Origin of the sequence: Bradyrhizobium sp. NP1 (assembly GCF_030378205.1) — a bacterium.
Lineage (GTDB): Bacteria > Pseudomonadota > Alphaproteobacteria > Rhizobiales > Xanthobacteraceae > Bradyrhizobium.
In genome coordinates, this window is sequence record NZ_CP127385.1 from 6,623,302 (window position 1) to 6,643,014 (window position 19,713).

General features: G+C 63.8%; 14 protein-coding genes. 6 read left to right on the forward strand and 8 right to left on the reverse strand.

Annotated elements, in window-relative coordinates:
- Positions 1-91: 91 nt before the first annotated feature.
- A complete protein-coding gene (locus QOU61_RS32045; protein ID WP_289655182.1) occupies positions 92-2,953 on the reverse strand; it encodes an HAD hydrolase family protein in 2,862 nt (953 codons plus the stop codon).
- 85 nt (positions 2,954-3,038) lie between these two features.
- Positions 3,039-4,247 carry a glycosyltransferase family 4 protein gene (locus tag QOU61_RS32050; protein ID WP_289655183.1) on the reverse strand — a complete coding sequence of 403 codons (1,209 nt, stop codon included), beginning with the start codon at positions 4,245-4,247 and terminating at the stop codon, positions 3,039-3,041.
- A gap of 383 nt (positions 4,248-4,630) precedes the next feature.
- On the opposite strand from QOU61_RS32050, the gene QOU61_RS32055 reads away from it, so the two are divergent.
- Complete coding sequence (locus QOU61_RS32055) at positions 4,631-5,992, forward strand: O-antigen ligase family protein (protein ID WP_289655184.1); 1,362 nt, start codon at positions 4,631-4,633, stop codon at positions 5,990-5,992.
- Positions 5,993-6,031: 39 nt separating this feature from the next.
- Here QOU61_RS32055 and QOU61_RS32060 read toward each other — a convergent pair whose 3' ends face one another.
- Positions 6,032-6,166 carry a hypothetical protein gene (locus tag QOU61_RS32060; RefSeq protein ID WP_289655185.1) on the reverse strand — a complete coding sequence of 45 codons (135 nt, stop codon included), beginning with the start codon at positions 6,164-6,166 and terminating at the stop codon, positions 6,032-6,034.
- Positions 6,167-6,260: 94 nt separating this feature from the next.
- Between QOU61_RS32060 and QOU61_RS32065 the strand changes: the two genes are divergently transcribed.
- Entirely contained in the window at positions 6,261-6,974 is a 714-nt protein-coding gene (locus tag QOU61_RS32065) for a class I SAM-dependent methyltransferase (RefSeq protein ID WP_289655186.1), read from the forward strand.
- 196 nt (positions 6,975-7,170) lie between these two features.
- Positions 7,171-8,637 carry a right-handed parallel beta-helix repeat-containing protein gene (locus QOU61_RS32070; RefSeq protein WP_289655187.1) on the forward strand — a complete coding sequence of 489 codons (1,467 nt, stop codon included), beginning with the start codon at positions 7,171-7,173 and terminating at the stop codon, positions 8,635-8,637.
- A gap of 81 nt (positions 8,638-8,718) precedes the next feature.
- Here QOU61_RS32070 and QOU61_RS32075 read toward each other — a convergent pair whose 3' ends face one another.
- Genes QOU61_RS32075 through QOU61_RS32095 form a run of 5 tightly spaced genes read right to left on the reverse strand, consistent with a single transcriptional unit; the run spans position 8,719 to position 14,719 of the window.
- A complete protein-coding gene (locus tag QOU61_RS32075) occupies positions 8,719-9,735 on the reverse strand; it encodes a Wzz/FepE/Etk N-terminal domain-containing protein (RefSeq protein ID WP_289655188.1) in 1,017 nt (338 codons plus the stop codon).
- Positions 9,719-10,603 (reverse strand): polysaccharide deacetylase family protein, encoded by an 885-nt coding sequence (locus tag QOU61_RS32080; RefSeq protein ID WP_289655189.1) that lies wholly within the window; start codon positions 10,601-10,603, stop codon positions 9,719-9,721. Before QOU61_RS32080 ends, QOU61_RS32075 begins: the two co-directional genes overlap by 17 nt.
- A complete protein-coding gene (locus QOU61_RS32085) occupies positions 10,603-12,951 on the reverse strand; it encodes a polysaccharide biosynthesis C-terminal domain-containing protein (protein WP_289655190.1) in 2,349 nt (782 codons plus the stop codon). The genes QOU61_RS32080 and QOU61_RS32085 overlap by 1 nt, the downstream gene beginning before the upstream one ends.
- Complete coding sequence (locus QOU61_RS32090; RefSeq protein WP_289655191.1) at positions 12,936-13,742, reverse strand: WecB/TagA/CpsF family glycosyltransferase; 807 nt, start codon at positions 13,740-13,742, stop codon at positions 12,936-12,938. Before QOU61_RS32090 ends, QOU61_RS32085 begins: the two co-directional genes overlap by 16 nt.
- Complete coding sequence (locus QOU61_RS32095; RefSeq protein ID WP_289655192.1) at positions 13,742-14,719, reverse strand: UDP-glucuronic acid decarboxylase family protein; 978 nt, start codon at positions 14,717-14,719, stop codon at positions 13,742-13,744. Before QOU61_RS32095 ends, QOU61_RS32090 begins: the two co-directional genes overlap by 1 nt.
- Positions 14,720-15,002: 283 nt before the next feature.
- Between QOU61_RS32095 and QOU61_RS32100 the strand changes: the two genes are divergently transcribed.
- From QOU61_RS32100 to QOU61_RS32110, 3 genes are all read left to right on the forward strand, one after another.
- Positions 15,003-16,346, forward strand: coding sequence for a polysaccharide biosynthesis/export family protein (locus QOU61_RS32100; RefSeq protein WP_289655193.1), 1,344 nt, complete (start codon positions 15,003-15,005; stop codon positions 16,344-16,346).
- A gap of 176 nt (positions 16,347-16,522) precedes the next feature.
- Positions 16,523-17,515, forward strand: a complete 993-nt coding sequence (locus QOU61_RS32105) for an NAD-dependent epimerase/dehydratase family protein (RefSeq protein WP_289655194.1) — start codon at positions 16,523-16,525, stop codon at positions 17,513-17,515.
- Positions 17,516-17,587: 72 nt separating this feature from the next.
- Complete coding sequence (locus tag QOU61_RS32110; protein ID WP_289655195.1) at positions 17,588-19,057, forward strand: exopolysaccharide biosynthesis polyprenyl glycosylphosphotransferase; 1,470 nt, start codon at positions 17,588-17,590, stop codon at positions 19,055-19,057.
- Positions 19,058-19,713: the final 656 nt, after the last annotated feature.

A 19,713-nucleotide genomic window follows, 5' to 3' on the forward strand; every position in this document is an offset into this window, starting at 1 on the left:
CGAAGAAGTATGCCGAAAGTGGTGGCTTTCGGCATGCCGCAGTGATCTGTCCGGCGGCACCAGGCCGATCAGCCGGCGCGACCCACTCCCGTCACCGCACGAAAATCCTGAACGTGGTGCGATCAAAGAGGGCGCGGACAAGCACCCGGGCATCGACGTGGTCCGCGTCGTGCAACAGATCGAGAAACAACGCCTCGCCATCGGACTCGCTCGTCCTTTCGATCGGATCCTCAGCGGCTCCCGCGCCGACAAGCCTTCTTGCGATATCGAGCAGGCCCCGCTGATAGCCATGCCGGGACACCGTGCATCCCAACAGCCTCGCCTGCCGCCGGCAGGAAATCTGGGCCGGCGCAAAGCTGCGCGTGGCGCGCCGGAACATCGGCAGGTCGGCTTCCGTGTCGCCGACGGCGATCGTCTCGGCGTCCGGCCCCAGGACCCGATCGCGCAATGCCGCAAGCCCGGTGCCCTTGTCGACGTCCTTGGCGACGACGGCGGTGTCGATCGTGGTCTGGTGGAAGGAAAGCCGGTCGAGCCGCTTCTCCGCGATCAGGTGAGCCACCACCAGCGTCGGGAGCGGAATCGTCGCCCCCTGGCCGACATTGAACGCGCGGATCGAATGCACCAGCCGCAAGAGCAGGCTGCGGGGCTTCTTCTCGATCATGTAGGCCCGGATGGAATAGCGGTGCCGCTCGTCGAGAAACACGCCCGGCATCCGACGCAGCTCCTTCCTGAGCTCGTCGAGCTGGATCATCGTCTCCTGATCGATCAGAGGCCGGCCGCGCTTGGCGATCGCGTCCCAGAGATAGGCGCCGTTTTCGGCCACGCCGCCTGCCAGGCCGTAGGCCTCGCAATAGTCCTTCACCTCGTAGACCGACCGCGCCGTGTTCAGGGCAACCGAACAGCCATGCGCCGCCAGCAGCGATAGCGCCCCGATGCCGGCGGCCGTGGTGCACGGATAGCCGAAGATGCGCCGGTCGATCACCCCGTCCACATCGAGCATGACAAGCGGCGACCGCCAGGACGCTGGCTGCGACGATCGATAACGCGCGCCGCAGAACCGCGCGGTCTGGACCGTCAGGAAGTCCCACGCGCCGAGGAAACGGCGATGCTGCTCCTGTTGCTGTTCGCCTGACTGGGTGACGCCGAACAGCTGTTCCTGGGCCGATTCCATCGTCCAGAGTCCGGCCAGCAACTTGTTGACGAAGAGCCGCTGCCCGACCTCGACGTCTCCGGAGTGCTCGACATAGCGCCGGATCAGCCGGTCTTCCTCCTCGGAAGAAAGCGAGAAACTGAGGATGGTCTCGGCAAGATCGTAGGCCGGATCGATCGTGTTCAACTGGGTCTTGCCCAGGCCATGTCCGTAGTAGCCGGTCTTCAACGGCACCGAATTAGAATTGATCCATTCGGCATGGCCCATGTTGCCGTCAATCAGGGTGGGGAACGGGCAGTGCAGCCGGTAGAGGCGGGCCTGGATCCACGACCGCATCGGGATATTGAGGGCAAGGCTTCCATATGCGCGGCCAAGCGCTTCCGCCAGCAGTGCCCAGCCGTTCTCGTGGACCGCCTTGCCGTTCGCGCGATGCTTCGGCAGTCGCAACAGACGGGTTCGCGCCGCGACATAGGCGGCCGTCGTGTCTATCCACATGTCGCGATGCAGCCGGATGTCTGCCGTATCTTGCTGTGGCAGCCATTCGGTGTAGAGAATACCGTCGCGCAGCCCGAGAACCGGCGGGATGAAGCCGGCAAGCCGGTGTGCGGCCAGGAAGGCGGGGTAGCCGAGATATCCCAGACCGACGCCCTTGGCCAGGACATGGCGGGTCTCGCTCTCGCCTTGGGGCGTGCGCAGCTGCACTTCAAATATCCGCCTCAGCGTTGCGCCGCGCTTGCTGCTACCGCTCTGCAGCCGCGCATTAAGTGCGACCGCCTGGCCGCTCCCGACCACCCGGACGCCGGAGAATCCCTGTTGCGCAAAGTATTCGGCCAGCCGGTTCTCCACACGCCTGGGATCGAGCAGTTGCTGCTTTCGCCAGCGTTCCGGCTCAAGCGTGATGACCGCCCCCTGAGGCAGCGCGTCAGCCCAATTATGTGCGGTCGGATGGGTCGGGACGAGCACCCTTATCCGGGGCAGGTCGAACCCCGCCTGACGCGCGATATCGATCGCATGGACGATGGCGCCGCCGGTGTGGGGCGGGTCGTCAACGATGGCGACCGTGAAGCCCTGTTTTGCGCAGCTCGTCAACACGTTTCGTTCGCGGCGGCCTGGGCCCTTGATCGGCTGCACGGTCAGCGAGACGACGCGGCGATATCCCTCCGCCTTCAGGGATGAGCGCAGCAGCGCGGAAAAATAGGTGCCCGCGGTGCGCAACCCCAGCAGAAGCACCGGATGCGATTTATCCGGGTATTGGCGCATGAACCGGCGTCCGAGCGCCAGCACGTCGAAATGGGTGAGATCCAGGCGGCTGAACGCGGACGGCACGCCGAGGCGCAAGCCCATGAGGTCGGGCGGAAGCGGCAATCGCAGCATTTCCGACAATCGCTGCGCGGCATCGGCAAACAGCGCCGGCTCAGACTCGTTTCGGGCCAGAACGGCAAAAAAGCCGTCCATGCCGTCCTGCCATTGCTCCTTCCAACGGCGGACCCTCGTCCTGCCCTGTTTCGGCAGAGTTTCGGCAACCCGCTCCGCTGCCCACATGGCGGCACGCCCAGGCCGGACCCGCCTGAGCTGAACAGGCAGCCGCAATGTGTGCCCGCGCAGATATTCGTCGATCCCGTTCAGGAGCGAACAGGAAAGGAGATAGACGTTCACGGTGATTTCGCCGGCCTGCCAACCGACCTGCGCCGTCTGCAGCCGGTCGATCTCGCCGGCAAGGCGCTCGACGGCTTCGCCAACCGTCAGGTGCGGGTCGAGGCACCAGTCGTAAGCGGAATAGAAATCGGTTTCCGAGGGTAACAAGCAGCCTTCCGCCGACGCCCGGTCAGTTAGTGCAGGCCTGGTCAATGTGAGCATCGTGCTGGTCCCTGCGGTTCTCCCCATCGTTCTAGGCTACCGATACGGCTTTCGTTTCCGGCAAGCCATGCCCGGCATATCGCGCGATCGCGCGTGCATAGATCGCCAAGAGCGCGCGGTGATTGGCGGCGGCGGTGAAATTCCGGTCGAAGGTCTCGCGCGCGCCTCGTCGCATTTGCCTCAGCGTCGCCGTGTCCGATCCGAGGCAGCGGACCTTCGCGGCGAGGTCCTCCGGATTGCCGGGTGCAAAGCAAACCCCGTTGCTGCCGTCGACGATTTCGGTCATGGCTCCGTGGGCGGAGACGACGACCGGCGTGCCCTTCGCAAACGCCTCGATCACGACGCGGGGAAGTGCGCCTTCGTAACATTGCGACGGCAGGACCAGAAAGGCTGCCGCCCCGATCAGTTCATAGACGCGTTCGTGCGGAATGCCTTGCAGCCACTCGATCGCAGCATTCTGCGCCACGGCCTCGCGAACTGAGGGAGCCAGGGGACCGTCGCCCGCAATCTTCAACGGCACCGTCACGCCGAGGCTCTGCCACGCCTTCAGAAGAGTCTGAACTCCCTTTTCCGTCGACAGCCGGCCGACATAGACGGCATACCCGCCGTCTCCGCTGCCCGGGCCGGGCTCCGGATAGGTGAAGTTGAACTTGACGGCGATCTTGTCAGCGGGAAGGCCGCCCGCGATGAACTTGCGCCGGCTGAATTCGCTCAACGCGACATACGCGTCGACCGCATCGCGCCATGTTCCCAACAGCCGATGGGCCGCCAGCATCGCCGCAACGGCCGCGCTGGCGCCGCGGTTGTCGCGATAGCAGCTATGCGCGACGCCGTGCCAGGGGATGGTCTTGTCAAGGCACTGCTCGCAGGGCTTGCCATCGCGGAACAGCAACGCGTTGACGCAGACGAGTCGGAAATTGTGCAGCGTCTGGACCGTCGGGACGCTCTCCGCATGCGCCGCGTAATAGGCGGCGGGAGAGATCAGTGGGAACGTGTTGTGAAAATGCACGACCTGCGGGCGGTGGGTGGCGATCAGGCTGCGCATGGTTGCAAACGCCTGACGGCTCCAGATCGTGCGGCCGGCAAGCCGCAGGCGGCCCATGCCGTCGACCGCGTCGTTGGACAGGCAGTATTGCGTCACCTGATGCCCATGCGCCCGCAACAGTGCGACCTCGGCCGCGACGCATTGGTCCTCGCCGCCCGCATGTTTATAGAAATTATGCGCTATCAGGACGTTCATGAGCAGCAATCGTGGAAGGACGGAACGCCGCATTCCCGATCGAACAAGCGCGCGCTGGCGAGAGAGCCGGAAAGACCTGTACCGCCCGCAACGGGCGCCCCTTCTTCCATGGAAATTCCCCCTCCTCTTCGCGCAGCCGACGAGATCGCCCCGTGAACAACATCAGTGTCACTATGCTGCCGCGCATCGGCGCGGCAATCGCGCATAAGGGAACGCGCGTCGCGATTGCGGGGCATTGGGGCTACCCCCAATGAGCCGGCCGCCGGGTTCGCAGCTTCTTGCAACGAACCGATCGAAGCGTTCATCCTTAGCTGTTAGGCGCTCCGCCCCAGCAGGGCGGCATCGACAATGCGACTCCAGGCTGGGAAAGCGGGCCAGGACGAATGGCCGACAGTTCACAACCGCTGAGAACGGCGATCGCCAGATCCGACACGTTAGGCGATCGGTGGCTGCTTTTTCTCGCCTTCGTGCTGAGCGGATACGCGTTCATCGGCAAAGGTTTCGCCTATGTGGGCTTTCCTCCCCTTTTCGTTGGGGAGATGGCCTATCTGTCCGGCGTGGTCGTGCTCCTGCGAAGCCGCTGCATCGTCAGCTCGCTCGCAACCCTGCCGAGCTTCTTTCTCGCCGCCAGCATGGCCTGGGTGCTCCTGCGAACGGTCACTTCCGTCCAGACCTACGGCATAGACGCGCTGCGCGACAGCGTCGTCGTCATGTATGGCGGCTTCGCCTTCATCATCGTGGCGATCCTGTTGGAGGATCCCAGACGTATCGACACGATCCTGCGCTACTATGGCAGGTTCGCCGGGGCCTTCATCCCAGCCATTCCGTTCCTGTTCGCGATCTCACACTTTCTGGCCGACTACATCCCGGAAATGCCAAACGCCGGCGCCCCGATTCTCGAGGTGAGATCGGGCGAAGTCGCCACTCATCTCGCGGGGGCGTCGGTCTTCGCGCTGATCGGGTTTTACAGGCCCAGCTGGCGCTGGATTCTTGCCGCCGTCGCCACAACCGTCATGGTGGCGTCCCACGGTCGCGGCGCAATGCTCGCCTTTGTCGTCCCGGTCGTGCTTGCGGCGATCGTCGTCGGCAAGGCGCGAGCCGTTGCTCGAACCGCCGTCGTCATCCTGGCTGTGGTGTTTGCTGCAATCACGGTCCAATCGACCCTCGGCGAACGTCGCTCGGCGCCTTCCACCGCCGAACGGTCCATCGATCCCCAACAGCTCGTTGACAACGTCGTCAGCACGTTTGGTCAGTCCGGCAACGCGCAGGCCGAATCGACCAAGGAGTGGCGTCTGCAATGGTGGAATATCATCCTCGCGGACACACTGTTTGGCCCCAAGTTCTGGACGGGTCGGGGATTCGGGTTGAATCTCGCGGACGTGGATGGTTTCCAGGACGTCGAAGGTCGCGACCGTCCGAAGCTGCGAAGCCCACATAACGTTCACATGACGATTCTGGCGCGCGCAGGCGTTCCGGGCCTGGTGCTGTGGTCCGCGTTGCTACTGTCCTGGTTCGGCCTGATGCTCCGGGCCCTGTACACAGCCCGACGGCGCGGCCAAGTCGAGTGGAGTCGCCTCTTCCTGTTCGTTGCGTGTTACGTCTTGTCCATCATCATCGACGCCACGTTCGATGTCGCGATCGAGGGACCGATGATCGGCATCTGGTTCTGGTGCCTGATCGGATTCGGTATCGGGACAGTCATGGTTTTTCGCGCTGACAGCGCCACTCGCGCTCGGTCCGGATGACGTCGCTCAGCCCGATCCGACAGCCTCCGGCTGACGAATTCAAAGGGAAAGTAACGCCGTGAAGAAGACCATCACGAAACCGAAGCCGGATGCGGCCGCGATGGTCGAAGCGGCCCGGCAAACAGTCAGATACGGGCTTGCGAGCACGACCTGTGCCACACCGAGCACGAACATTCGTGCTACCTCTTTCGGACATTCGAACATTCCAAAGAGCCGTTGCCCGTGGACCCTGGTTACCGTGTGATAAGGACAACTCTCGCGAGCGGTCATGGACATTCACGCTTTCTATCGGCCCATACTGGCCCACTTCCGCGCGAAGCGGATGACGGAGTTCTGCCGACTTTTCGTAGTCGACGAGAAGATACGGATCGTGGACGTCGGGGGCTACGAGTTCAACTGGATGCTTATCAAGGAAGCACCAGACGTCCTGATGATCAATCTCGAGGATGAGGAGTGGCAGCGCGGGCGGTTCCGAAAGCAGCGCGGCGATGGGCGTGCGCTCGAGTTCGAGGACGACAGCTTCGACATCGCCTTTTCCAATTCGGTGATCGAGCACGTGGGCGAGTGGGCAGACCAAGTTGCTTTTGCCGGGGAAATCCGACGAGTGGCGCCGAGCTACTACGTGCAGACGCCGAACCGCTACTTCTTCTTCGAGCCGCATCTCCTTGCGCCGTTCGTGCACCTCCTTCCACGGCGCGTGCTGCGCCGCATCGTCCGCTATGGCACCGGCTGGGGGCTGATGACTAAGCCGACGCAGGAGCAGGTAGATAGCTTCCTTCGAAGCATTCGGCTGCTGACCAAGGCAGAGATGAAGCGGCTCTTTCCCGATGCCGATATCATCGAAGAGAAAGTTCTGGGGCTAACGAAATCGCTGATCGCTGTACGCGCACCGACCAGAATGAGATCTGATCCAATGAGATCTGATCCGCGGACGCAGCAATCCGAGCCCTCGTTCCGGAACGAAGAGGCGCCGACCTTGTGAACGCGATCGACCGGGCTGCGCCGTCGGGGACGGTCGAGAACCCCGCGCCGACCGGGCTTCACGACGGCGCGGGTCAGCACTGCTTCGCCGGGCCGATGCGCGCTGTCCCTTGCCGACGCAGACGGTTTGCGGGACCGGACTAATCCCGACCGACGGCGAATTTCGGTTCATCCCTTTGCAAGATGGATGCATTCGAATGTCATGGACAGCTCTTGCGCCCACTGGGGTGATCGGGCTCTGCCTGATGGCCGGCGTCGCACCGATGCATGCAGAGCCCGCCGTCGGTGGCGTCGTCAGTGTTCGGTGCCCTGCGGGTGCCATCGACGTGGCAGCCGGCGCCTCCATTGCGGACGCCGTCGAGCGCGCCGGAGAAGGCGCGGTCTTTTGCCTGAAAAACGGGGTGCACCGGCTGCAGATCGTTCGGCCGAAACGCAACCAGCATTTCTACGGCGAGGGAAACAGCGTCCTGAATGGAAGCCGTGTGCTCACCTCCTTTACCCAGGAGGATCGCTACTGGGTGGCGAGCGGAATGCGACCGTCGAGAGAGAAGGACCGCGACTGCGTCAGCACGTCTCCCGCCTGCAACGTCCGCGAAAGCGTATTCATCGACGATCGCGCGCTTGCTCCCGTACAGAGCAAGGCCGAGCTGGAGCCTGGTCGCTTCTATGTCGATGATCTGAATGACCGGCTTTACCTCGCCGATGACCCGGCAGGGCATGTGGTCGAGGCGACGGTCGTCGCGGCTGCGTTCGACAGTTTCGCGTCCGGCGTCTCGATCAGCAATCTGATCATCGAGAAATACGCAAGCATGTCCCAAAGGGGGGCGGTTCAGGCGCGCTACGGCGTCGGCTGGACCATCGAGAACTGCGAAATCAGATGGAACAGCGGCGGCGGCATCGGGGCTGGCGACGGCACGCAGATCCGCTTCAACAACATCCATCACAACGGCCAGATCGGGGTCACGGGGGTCGGCAAGGACGTCGTGATCGAGAACAACCGCATCTGGGCGAACAACACCCGCGGGTTCGACTTCACATGGGAGGCCGGCGGCGTGAAGCTCGCGGTCAGCGAAAACCCCGTCTTTCGCGCCAACTCGGTCTACGACAATGTCGGTCCGGGATTGTGGTGCGATATCAGCTGTCGGAATGCCCTCTACGAGGGAAATCGCGTGGAAGGAAATCACGACGCCGGTATCTTCTTCGAAATCTCCTTTGGGGCAATCATCAGGAACAATATCGTCCGGCACAATGGAATTTCATCGAGGAAATGGTTTTGGGGGGCGGAGGTCCTGGTTGCGGGATCTCAAACCGTCACGGTCGAGAACAACGACCTGACCGTCAGCCCTGGCGGCTGCGCCATCGTCCTTGTCGATCAGAGCCGCCGGATCAGGGGCGGCGGAAAGTACAAGACGCGCGACGATATCGTTCGCGACAATGTCATCACGTTCGAAGGCGCCGCGTGTGCGGGCGGCGTCTCCGACGCGCCGCCCGGCGACGAGAATTTCGATATCATCGCGAGCGGCGGCAACCACTTCGACCACAATACCTACATCATTCCGCAACAGAGCGGACCCGCGCGCTTCGGGTGGGACCACTCGGTGTTCGGCTGGGATGAGTTTCGCGGCCAGGGCCAGGAGCCGAACGGGACGCTTCTGTGGCGGTGAGGTCGCCGCGGAGCCGAAAGATCGGCCCGCGACGATTGCCCGATCGTGAGCCGCCTTCCGGGCGGATGCACACCGCCACGGCTACGGCCTCGGTGGCTCCCTCCGCGGTGCTCTGATCGTCACGAACGGGCGAATCCGGTTCATCGCCCAACCCGCGGCTTGCGCGCGTTCATAGACCCGGATCTTGCGAAGGATCGCCTCGACATGGCTCTTCACGGTCGCCTCGTGGAGCGCCGTCCAGATTCCACAGGCGAGGCCGATCGCGAGAGCCACCCCCAAAATCACGCCGATGACGGCGCTGGAGGGGCCGACGACGACATCGCCCGCCATGAAGGAATCGCCCGCTACTATCTTGGCACCATCCTTCGATTCCTCGCCCAAAGCGTTCAGTTCGGCTTCAAGATGCCGGAGCTTCATCTCGGCGAGCTGGTATTGCGGATGGCGCACACCGTAGATCGCCGAAGCTTCCTTCAATTCGTTTTCGGCGGTGGACACTTCCTGCATCATCCGGCTTTGCAGATAGGCCGACCCCACGGCGTTAACAAGCATCCTCGCGCGCTCCGGCCGATCCGCGGTTGCTGTGATCGAGATAACGTAGGTGCGCGGCTGCGCGGTGACGCCAACTCGACGCAAGAGTCCGTTGACCGCGCGATCGTGAGGCGTCGACTCCGGCTGGGGAAGTCCTAGCACCGCCTGTACAAAGGTCAGCGCCTGCACGAACAGCGGGTTATGGGTGTATTGGGGATCCTTGTCGAGCCCGAGACGCGTCACCACGACGCCGGCGATCGGGCGCGACCGGAGAACGCGTGCGGCGCTGTCCAGCAGCACGGAAGCGTCGAGATTCGCGATCGACTCCTGGGTCTTGGTGTTGAAAGCGCCTCCCTTTCGACTGAAGCCGAGCTCGATCGTCGCCTCGGCGGTGTATCGAGGCCCTATCAGCACCAGCACGAGGAACGCAAGGACGGCTGGCGTGACCAGAAACGCTGCGATCAGCCACTTGCGGCCCCATAACAATTTCACCGTGTCCTTGGCGATTTGCTCGTAATGGGACCGAAGGTTGACGGTGTCGCTGTTTCCGAACTCAAGTTTCAGAGTCATTCCGACTTCCCTTCACGCAGCAGGCCTCGCTCGCCACCGGCAACCGACGCTCGCAAGGCATAACACTGAACCTCGGTTGCAGAGGTTGAAAGAGCCCATCCGGAGTACCCCGCAAGTCGGAGCAAAGCGGTTCCGCCAGAAAGCGCTGCGCAATCTCGCCGTTTTCGAGCGACGGTGCGCTGGCCGCGACCTCCTTGATTGCCTGAAGAACTTCATCGAGTCGCGTCCATTGATCCGCGGTGCCCAATTCCCATGAATGACCCCAGAGGTGAAACACGCCACCGTGGTCGATTGCCCGACGCAACAGGTATCGCGCCAGCTCCGGCCAGTCGGTCGTGCGACCGTGAATGACGAATCGCCACAGATTCGCGAAGGCCATCCGCTTGGCCGCGTTCCTCACGAATGCCAACAGCCCGTGCGGATAGGCCTGAACCGTCGTCGGCATCAAGACGAGGTCGCCGCGCACTCTGGGGAGATCGAGAGATCCCAGCTCGGTCGTGCGCAGACCGATGAAGCCCGCGCGTCGGATCATTTCCAGGTGCAGCTCCGAAAACGCGCCCGTCGGGGGGCAAAACATCCGACACGGTCGCCCGATCGTATCCTCGAGCCATAACTTGGAGCCGACGATCTCTCGCAACGCGCGTGCTTTCCGCGTTTGGGGCAGGACGACGTGATGAAGCGTATGGGCGCCGATTTCGAAAGCCGAGCTCAGCTCCCGGATCTGCGCAGCAGTCATCGTGCCGGTGTCTGCGCTCATCGGCACATAGAACGTGCCTCGCACGCCGTGCTTGACCAGGAGCTCGGCGATGCGCAGGTCGGCCGGATTGCCGTCGTCCCAGCTGGTCGTGATGTATGTCTCCGGTTTCATCACTGGCGCCTCGCCCGGCTGCCGGTCGACAATGACTGCCGTCCCGAGGACATCGCTTCTGCCGTCAGTCTTTCGAGTGTCGTCTCAATGCCGTTTAGCGCGCTTCGCCGGAGCAACCGGCGCCAATAGCCCTGTAGCGACCACGAAACGTCGATTGCCTTCAAATGGAGCCGCGCGCAGGCATGGATTTCGGCGAGCACACGCATCTTGTCCTCGCATCCCGCGATCGTTTCGACGAATAAACGCATCACGCGCTCCGTGAACATCAGCTTGCGGGCGCGGACGCCGGGCCTGGCGACGTCGCGCTTGACCGGCATTGCCGCGCTATACAGCATGTACGCAAGGTCGTCCGTAGCAGGCCGCCAGCGGCTTGCGCCATCAGAGAAGGGCAGGACGATCGGCGGCAAGTCGAGGTCTACAAAGGATATTTCCCGCGTCACTGGGTCGAGAAGAATGTTGTCGACGTTGAGATCGCCGTGCGATTGGCCTGCGGCCCAGCAATTCGTCATGGCGGCGACAACAGCCTGCGGCGCGGTGTCGATGATTTCGCGTGTCAGTTTGCCGCCAGCCCGGAAATGCGAACTCACCTTGCTTCCAGGAACCCTGGTCATCACGAGCGCAAGCGGCGACCTGCTCAAGTGCAACGGACGCGGGGCCAAAATCCCCCAGCCGTTGAAGGTACGGCCATCCAGCAGCGCATGCGATCGCGACAAGCACTCGAATTGACGGCCGGCGAGCTCGGCTCGCGAATCGACCGAGGATTTGTAAAGCTTGATGATCACCGGCTCCTGCGCTCCAACATCACGGCGTTGGTTCCGGAACTCGGCAAGGAAGACGACGGCCTGTTCGCCTTCGTCGAGCTTCCGGACCGACCAGTCGTCGTCGGCGGTCTCCCGCTTGAATTCCCGGAGCACCTGCATCGCCTGTGCAACCCTTGAAGACGATTCTGCCTTCTCTGCCACGCCACCTTGCGCATCGCACGACCACAGCACCACGTAAAACACGATCCACCGCGCGGCCGCGGCAATGAAATTGCCGAGCATGAATCCGTAGGCCGCGCCATCCAGCCCCCATGCACGTGTCAGATGCCACTCGATGAGCGTGGTCAGAATCGCTGCGCCTGAAATGATCCAGAAAATCTCGCGCGTGCGCTTCATGCTCGCCAGCGCGTTCGTGGCCGGCATTCCCAGGCTGCTCGCCAGCAACGTCACCGCGAGCACTGTAAGAAGCTGCCCCCGGTTCTCGAATGCCGCACCGTGATAGAGCAACGGCATAAGTCGTTCGCCGCCGATCGCGACGGCGATGCAGAAAGCCGCCATGGCGAGACCCAGCAGAGCCGCGTCTTGAACGGATTGGCGCCACAATTTGCGGCCGCCCCCCTCGTTCAAGGCCAGAACGGCTCGCGGCACCAGAATGTTGCTGATGCCGAGGATCAGGGGGTTTGCGATCGACACGACGCTCATGCAGGCGGCGAATATCCCCGTTATCGCGGCGCCGGCAATCCAGGCCAGCAGCCAGTTGGCGGCGTAACCCTGCACCAGCAAGGCGATCTGGCTGCCAAACAGCCACTTGCCCAGGGTCCAGCTCTCACGGATCGACGCTCCCAGCTGACTGAGACGGAGTGAAAAATCCCGACGCGACAGGTAGAGCCACGTCGCGACGGTCGGCGCACAGCCGCCGCCGAGCGCAAGGCAGGCGGTGGAGCTCGACATCCAATCATTCATCCCGAGCCAGAACAGCGTGCCGAGCTGAATCGCTGCTACGGCGCCATCGAGAAGCGCAGCCTGCCCGCTGCGCAGATGCGCGAAGGCAAACCGCCTGCCAAATTCGCGCAGCAATGTGAACGGCGCCATCAACGCCAGCACAAGAACCATCGTTGCGAGCTCGGGGTCCGCGCCCCCGGCACGCATCCCTACGCTTGTCGCACCCAGGACAAGGACGACAAGGGCCGAAAGGAGACCGCTCTGCATCAGGGAGCTGCCGGCGGATTCGGCCGGTGTCCCCGCGGCATGGTGGCGCTGGATCGTATACGGAAGCGAGATCAGCGCTTCCTGGATGGTGACTGATGCCACAAGAAGCGAGATGCCAATCGAATAGATTCCGAGCTGGCTTGGAACCGTCCAGCGGGCGACGATGACGGTCGAAGCGAAGCTCGCGCCGCTGACGATCGCCTGATCGACCAGCGCGATCATGTGCTGGCCGAAAGCCAGGCGCCAAAGCCGCTCCCATAGCGCGCCGCCGACCCGATGCGCGCGGAGAGGAACCGCGGCAGCTTGCGTGGTCGGTATACTCATTTCGTGCGCAGTCTCCTTGACGGTCGCCGAACTATGCTTCAGCGCGTAATCCAACTCTTCTCCCTTCCGGCAATCGTCGCCCTGCGGACGAGCTCGCGGGCGGCGAGGATCATGAACCCCGGTACGATGGTGGCGTAGCGTCGCCACAACCGTCGTGGTTCGGAGCAGAGTCGAAACAGCCATTCGAGCGCGTGACGTTGCATCCACTTCGGCGCCTGGCGCTTGGTGCCTGCGAGGAAATCGAACGCCGCCCCGACGCCGATCATGACCGGCGCCTCGATCCGCCCGAGATGCGCTGCCATCCATCGCTCCTGCTTCGGCGTGCTCAGGCCTACCCAGACGATGTCGGGCCGCGCGGCGTTGATCAGGTCGACCACGGCCTGGTCCTCCGCCGGCGTCATCTCGCGGAATGGCGGGCAGAACGTGCCCGCCACCTGCAGTCCGGGAACGGACCTGATCAGGCCGTCCTTCAGCTTGTCCGCGACGCCGACGCCGCCACCATAGTAGAACTGGCGGTAGCCGCGAGATGCCGAAAGCGTGGTCATTTCCCGCATGAGGTCGGGCCCGTAGACGCGTTCCGTGCGCTTCCTGCCGACAAGGTGCAGGAAATAGACGAGCGGCATACCGTCGGGCGTCACCATGCCGGCCTCGTTGTGGATCCTGCGGAGCGACGGGTCGTCGCGGCATTCCATGATGCCGTGAACGCCGGTGATGCAGACATATTCGCGCCGCCCCTCGCCGATCCAACGCTCGATCGTCGCGATCGCATCGTCCATGGTGATCGCGCTGACCTTGACGCCGAGAACGTCGCCGCGCTCGGCGCGCTGCCGGCGGGACGCGTTCATTACGAAAGTTTCCACACGAGCTTGTCCGCTTCGCTGGGATTGGCCAGCAGATTGTCGAAATAGGCGATGGTTCTGCCGAGGCCCTCTTCGACCGAGATCTTGGGTGTCCAATGCAGCAGGTTGCGCGCGCGTGAGATGTCCGGCCGGCGCTGGCGCGGATCGTCCTGCGGCAACGGCCGGAACTCGAGCCGCGAACGCGAGCCGGTCAGCGCGATGATGAGCTCGGCCAGTTCGGCCATTGTCATCTCGATCGGATTGCCGATATTGACCGGCCCGTCGGGGTGCTGTGCCAGGTTCATCAGCCGTGTCAGCCCGTCGATCAGATCGTCGACGTAGCAGAACGACCGCGTCTGCGCACCTGATCCGAAGATCGTGATGGGCTCCCCCCTCAACGCCTGCACGATGAAGGTCGAGACGACGCGCCCGTCCTGCGGATGCATGTTCGGCCCATATGTATTGAAGATTCGGGCGACGCGCGCATCCAGCCGGTGCTGCCGTCGATAGTCGTAGAACAGCGTCTCGCTGCAGCGCTTGCCCTCGTCGTAACAGGCGCGCGGTCCGGCCATGTTGACGATCCCGCAGTAATCCTCGGTCTGCGGATGGACCTCCGGATCGCCGTAAACCTCGCTGGTGGACGCCTGCAGGATGCGGGCATGCAGCCGCTTGGCAAGACCCAGCATGTTGATCGCACCGAGCACGCTGGTCTTGGTGGTCTGGATCGGATCGCGCTGGTAGTGGATCGGCGAGGCCGGACAGGCAAGGTTGTAGATCTCGTCGACCTCGACATAGAGCGGGAAGGTCACGTCGTGGCGCATCACCTCGAAGGCCGGCTCGTCGAGCAGCGGCTCGATGTTGCGGCGCATGCCGGTGAAGAAATTGTCGACGCAGAGCACCTCGCATTCCTGCCTGAGCAGACGTGCGCAAAGATGCGAACCGAGGAAGCCTGCGCCCCCGGTCACCAGAACACGTTTTTTCAAGATACGCCTCCTGCCCGTTGCATGTCCGCCGGTCGGGAGTCCGGCAGCTCGCATCCTGATCGAAGCCTGAGTTCGTCAACAACCACGCACATGGGTGGCGACACGGCGCATAAGAGCTATCAGGCGGGACGCGACTAATCCGAGGGAAGTACTTCCGACGAGCACGCCGGTAGCCCCTGTTTTTCGGCGGCCCGGCGCCGCCGGCAACTAGGCTCAAGGGCAACAACGACGAGGAACGCGACCGCCGGCTCGGCAGGCCCGGCGGACAACGCATGGAGTCTTCATGACGCACCATCGGCCAAGTTTCGCGAACGCCTCCGCCACGGCCCTGGTCCGCTACGCCCTTGGCGCGACCTGCCTGGCTTTCGTGCTGCTCCCCGGCAGAATGTGGGGCGAGGAGGCCGACAACCGCGCCTACCGCCTGGCGCCGGGCGATCGCATCGCGGTGACGGTCTTTGGCCAGCCGGAGCTGTCGGGTGACGTGCTCGTCGACGACGCCGGCACCGTCACCATTCCGCTCACCACACCGATCGAGGTCAAGGATCTGACGGTGGTCGAATGCCAGAGGCGCATCAGCGAGCGGCTCCTCTCCGACGGCATCCTGCGGACGGCCTCGGTGAGCGTGAAGATCGCCGAGCTGCGTCCGCTTTACGTCATGGGCGACGTGCGGCAGCCTGGCGCCTACCCGTTCCGTTACGGCAGCACGGCGCAGAGCGCGGTGGCGCTGGCCGGCGGATTCGGTCTGGGCGAGGCGCTGCGCCAGACCGCGGTTTCCGAATATCTCGTGGCCGAGGAGCGCGTGCGGCAGCTGACGCTGCAGAAGCGCACGCTGCTGGTGCGCAAGGCCCGGCTCGAGGCACAGCGCGACGGACGACCCAGCTTCTCGCCGCCCCAGCTTGGCGACGGCGCCGACGACAACGACGCCCGCGATATCGTCGCGAGCGAGCAGGACATCTTCCTCGCCGAAGGCAACATCCTGCGCGGCCAGATCGATCTGCTGCGTTCGCAGAAGCCGCTTCTCAAGGACCAGATCGACGCCAACAGCGAACAGGGCACCGCCGGGAAGAAGCAGCTCGACCTGATCCGGCAGCAGATCGACCGCTACGGAAACCTGCTCAAGCAGGGATTGGGAACGCAGAACAACGACTTCCAGTACCGCGTGCTGGAGGCAAACCAGGAAGCCGCGGTCTGGCGGCTGCTGTCGGACGTCTCGCGCCTGCAGGTGGAATCGGGCAACCTCGATTTCAAGATCAAGGAAGTCGAAGCCGCATTCAAGCGACAGGTCGCCACCGAACTGCAGCAGACCGGCGATCACCTCAACGAGCTCGACATCACCCTGCCCGCAGCGATCCGGATCCGCGACGTCAAGCGGCAATTTGCCGGCGGCGCCGCGGCTTCCGACAGCAAGCATCCGATCAGCATCACGCGCACGCGCAACGGCCGGGCCGTTGTTCTCGATGCCGAGGAGACGACGCCCGTCGAGCCTGGCGACGTCATCGACGTCAAGAACGAGATGACGCACGTCCTGCCGCATGACGAGGCCACGGCGACGCCGCCTGGATCGCGGCCGGCGAAGACCGACAAGGCGCGCAACCAGGCCAACGCCGCAACACGGATCGCCCGCTGAAACTGCAAAGTGCAACAGCGCAGCTACAGCAAGACCGATCGAATATTCCGCTGCCGACAGCGATTCCGGATTACCACGTCGTTCCAATCGGGACTCGCGCATCGCGCGTCTAAGATCAGCGTCCGGCCAAAGTCCACAACCCTGCGCGACGCGCGGAAAGTCAACGGAGACGCGAAATGCGAAATGGGAAAACGGCGCTGGTGACCGGCGCCGGCGGGTTCATCGGGCATCACCTGATCAAGTATCTTATCGGACAAGGCTACGTGGTTCGCGGCGCCGACATCAAACATCCCGAATACGAGGAGACGGCTGCCGACGAGTTCGCGATCGCCGATCTGCGCGTCCCCGAGCAGTGCCTGCGCGTCACCAAGGGAATCGACGAGGTCTATCACCTGGCGGCCGACATGGGCGGCATCGGCTATATCAGCGCGTTCCACGCCGGAATCACCCTCAACAACACGCTGATCAACGTCCACACGCTGCAGGCGGCGCGACATCACGGCGTCAAGCGGTTCATGTTCTCGTCCTCGGCCTGCGTCTATCCGCAATATCTGCAGAAGGACCCCGACGTCGTGCCGCTGCGCGAGGAGGACGCGTTTCCGGCCGACCCCGAGGAAGGCTACGGGCTGGAGAAGCTCTACACCGAGAAGCTCTGCCAGTATTTCACCGAGGACTGGAACTTCGCCACCCGCGTAGTCCGCTTCCACAACGTCTACGGGCCGCTCGGCACCTATGACGGCGGCCGCGAAAAGGCGCCGGCTGCGCTCTCGCGCAAGATCGCGTCCCTGCATGACGGCGACGAGCTCATGATCTGGGGTGACGGCAGGCAGACCCGCTCCTTCATGTATGTCGACGACTGCGTCGAAGGCATCCACCGCATCATGCGCTCCGACTACAGCGCCCCGCTCAATCTCGGAACCGACGAGCTCGTCACCGTCGATGAACTGGTCGACATCATCGCCGAGATCGCCGGCAAATCGGTGAAGAAGTGCCACGACACCTCGAAGCCGCAGGGCGTGCGCGGGCGCAACAGCGACAATTCGCGGCTGCGGACGGTGCTCGGCTGGGAGCCGAAGACATCGTTGCGCCAGGGGCTCATTCCCACCTACCGCTGGATCGAGCAGCGCGTGGCGGCCGAGCTCGGCTTTTCCGGAATTGCAGCCGAATAGCTGCAGCGCGCTTCGCACCGCCCGGCGCGAGGCGCGCGACCTTTTACATCGAAAAGAGAAGCATAGGGCAGCATGGCAGACCACGGTCTGAACCTGCATTCGGCGGGCCCTGCGCGACTGCGCTCCCGCGGTCGACGTGACGGCGATCTGACGCTTGTCCGTCCCTACCGCAAGCCCATCGTCGTGGCCTCGCTGGTTTCGGGCGATCTCGCAGCCACGCTGGCTGCCATCGCCTGCAGCCATCTGCTGGCGTGGTTGACCGGACTGTCGGCGCATGGACCGCCGCCAGCGGCCGCCCTGCTCGTCATTGTCGCCTTCCTTGCCGTCGGACTTTACAGCGGATCGGGCCCCGGACCCTACGAACGGTTCCGGCAACGCACGCTCGGCATTGCCGGCTTCACCGTGGTCTGGATCGTCCTGGCGCTGCCCGGACGAAACGTGGTCGACTTCGTGATCGTGCAACTGGCCAACGCGGCCTGCCTGCTGCTGTTCAGCCATTACGTCGAGGCCATGACCCGCGGTCTCCTGACCTATGTCGACCTGTGGGGGGCTTCGACCGTGCTGGTCGGCGCAACCGCGCAATGCCGCGAGCTTGCGCAGCTTCTGGCGCGCAAGTCCGAACTCGGCCTGAAGCCGATCGGGCTGATCAGGACCGCCGGCAGCCGAGCGGATGCCAGCTTTCCGCTTCCCGTGCTGGGAACGACGACCGATCTCGCCCACATCAGGCCGCGTGTCGAAATCGAGGTGGCGATCTTCACGAGCACGGCCGCGCTCGCAACGCTGCCGCGCGATTGTCCGCTGTTCGCACCGCCATGCCGCGTGCTGCTGCTCGAGGACATCCACACCATGCAGCGGCCCTGGGTGCGCGCGCGCATGCTGGAGACGATGGTCGGCATCGAGATCCGGCGCGGCCTGTGCTCGCGGCATAACCAGCTGCTCAAGCGCGCGCTCGACATCATCGTCGCTCTTCCCGCAGCACTGCTCGCCCTGTTGGTCGTGATCCCGGCGGCGCTCCTGATCAAGCTGATCGATCCGGGCCCGGCCTTCTATGTCCAGAAGCGCATCGGGCATCACGGAAAAACCGTGTCGGTGCTCAAGCTGCGCACCATGTACACCGACGCCGAACGGTTGCTCGAGGCCCATCTGGCCCACGACCCGCAGGCCCGCGCGGAATGGCAACGCTTCTTCAAGCTGCGCCACGATCCGCGAATCCTGCCCGTCATCGGTCACTTCCTGCGCCGTTCCAGTGCCGACGAGCTGCCGCAACTCTGGAACGTGATCTGCGGCGACATGAGCCTGGTCGGCCCGCGGCCGCTCCCGACCTATCACGCCGAACAGTTCGACGAGGAATTCCGCTCGGTGCGGAGCAGCGTGCTGCCCGGCGTCACCGGACTGTGGCAGGTCTGCGCGCGCAGCGACGGTGACCTCAAGGTCCTGCGGGAGCAGGATCTCTTCTACATCCGCAACTGGTCGCCATGGCTTGACGTCTACATCCTGCTGCAGACGGTTCCGGCTGTTCTCGGCGCCAGGGGCGCCAGGTAACGTCAGGCATCGCCAGATCATCGGACGCCCGGCAGTCCGGCCTCCTGCTCATTGCCAAACAACAGATAGCGCAACCGTCCGCATTGTCGCGGCACGAAATGCCCGAGCTGTGCGAGATCATGACCCTCGAAACGGAGGGCGCAGGGAAGGCCGGGTGCTGGCCGCACCCGCAGCCTCGCGTGCAGTAAAGAAAAGCACACGAGTTAGTCACCACAGGTTTGGCCTCGACATCCGGCCTTCCCCGCGCGAATGGTTTTAACGGTTTCCTTCGTGCTCTCCCCGGTGACCGGGCTTTCTTGCCACCGTCGCCTGCAAGAGCTTGCCTCTCGCGAGCTTGGCATCAGCGTCGGGATGCCAGGACCACACGACTTCGCCGTCCGCAAGTGAACGCCGCTCGTCTGGCGACGCCATCACGTCCATCGCATCCTGCGCCAACGTTCGTGACGACGCGTACGCCCCTCGCTCGGTGCAGGACGCGCCGAGTGAAGCCACTGATTTGCCCGACGCAACAAGCGAATTATTTTTTGGCAAAGGACTGGACGACCCAAATCACGTTGACCTCATTGGCGAATTCTCCCTGTTCGCGCAGGCGATTTCCAGGCTGTCGAGCGCGCGCCGCGCGCAGCGACGGTCGCAAGGCGCACTGATTCAGGAAC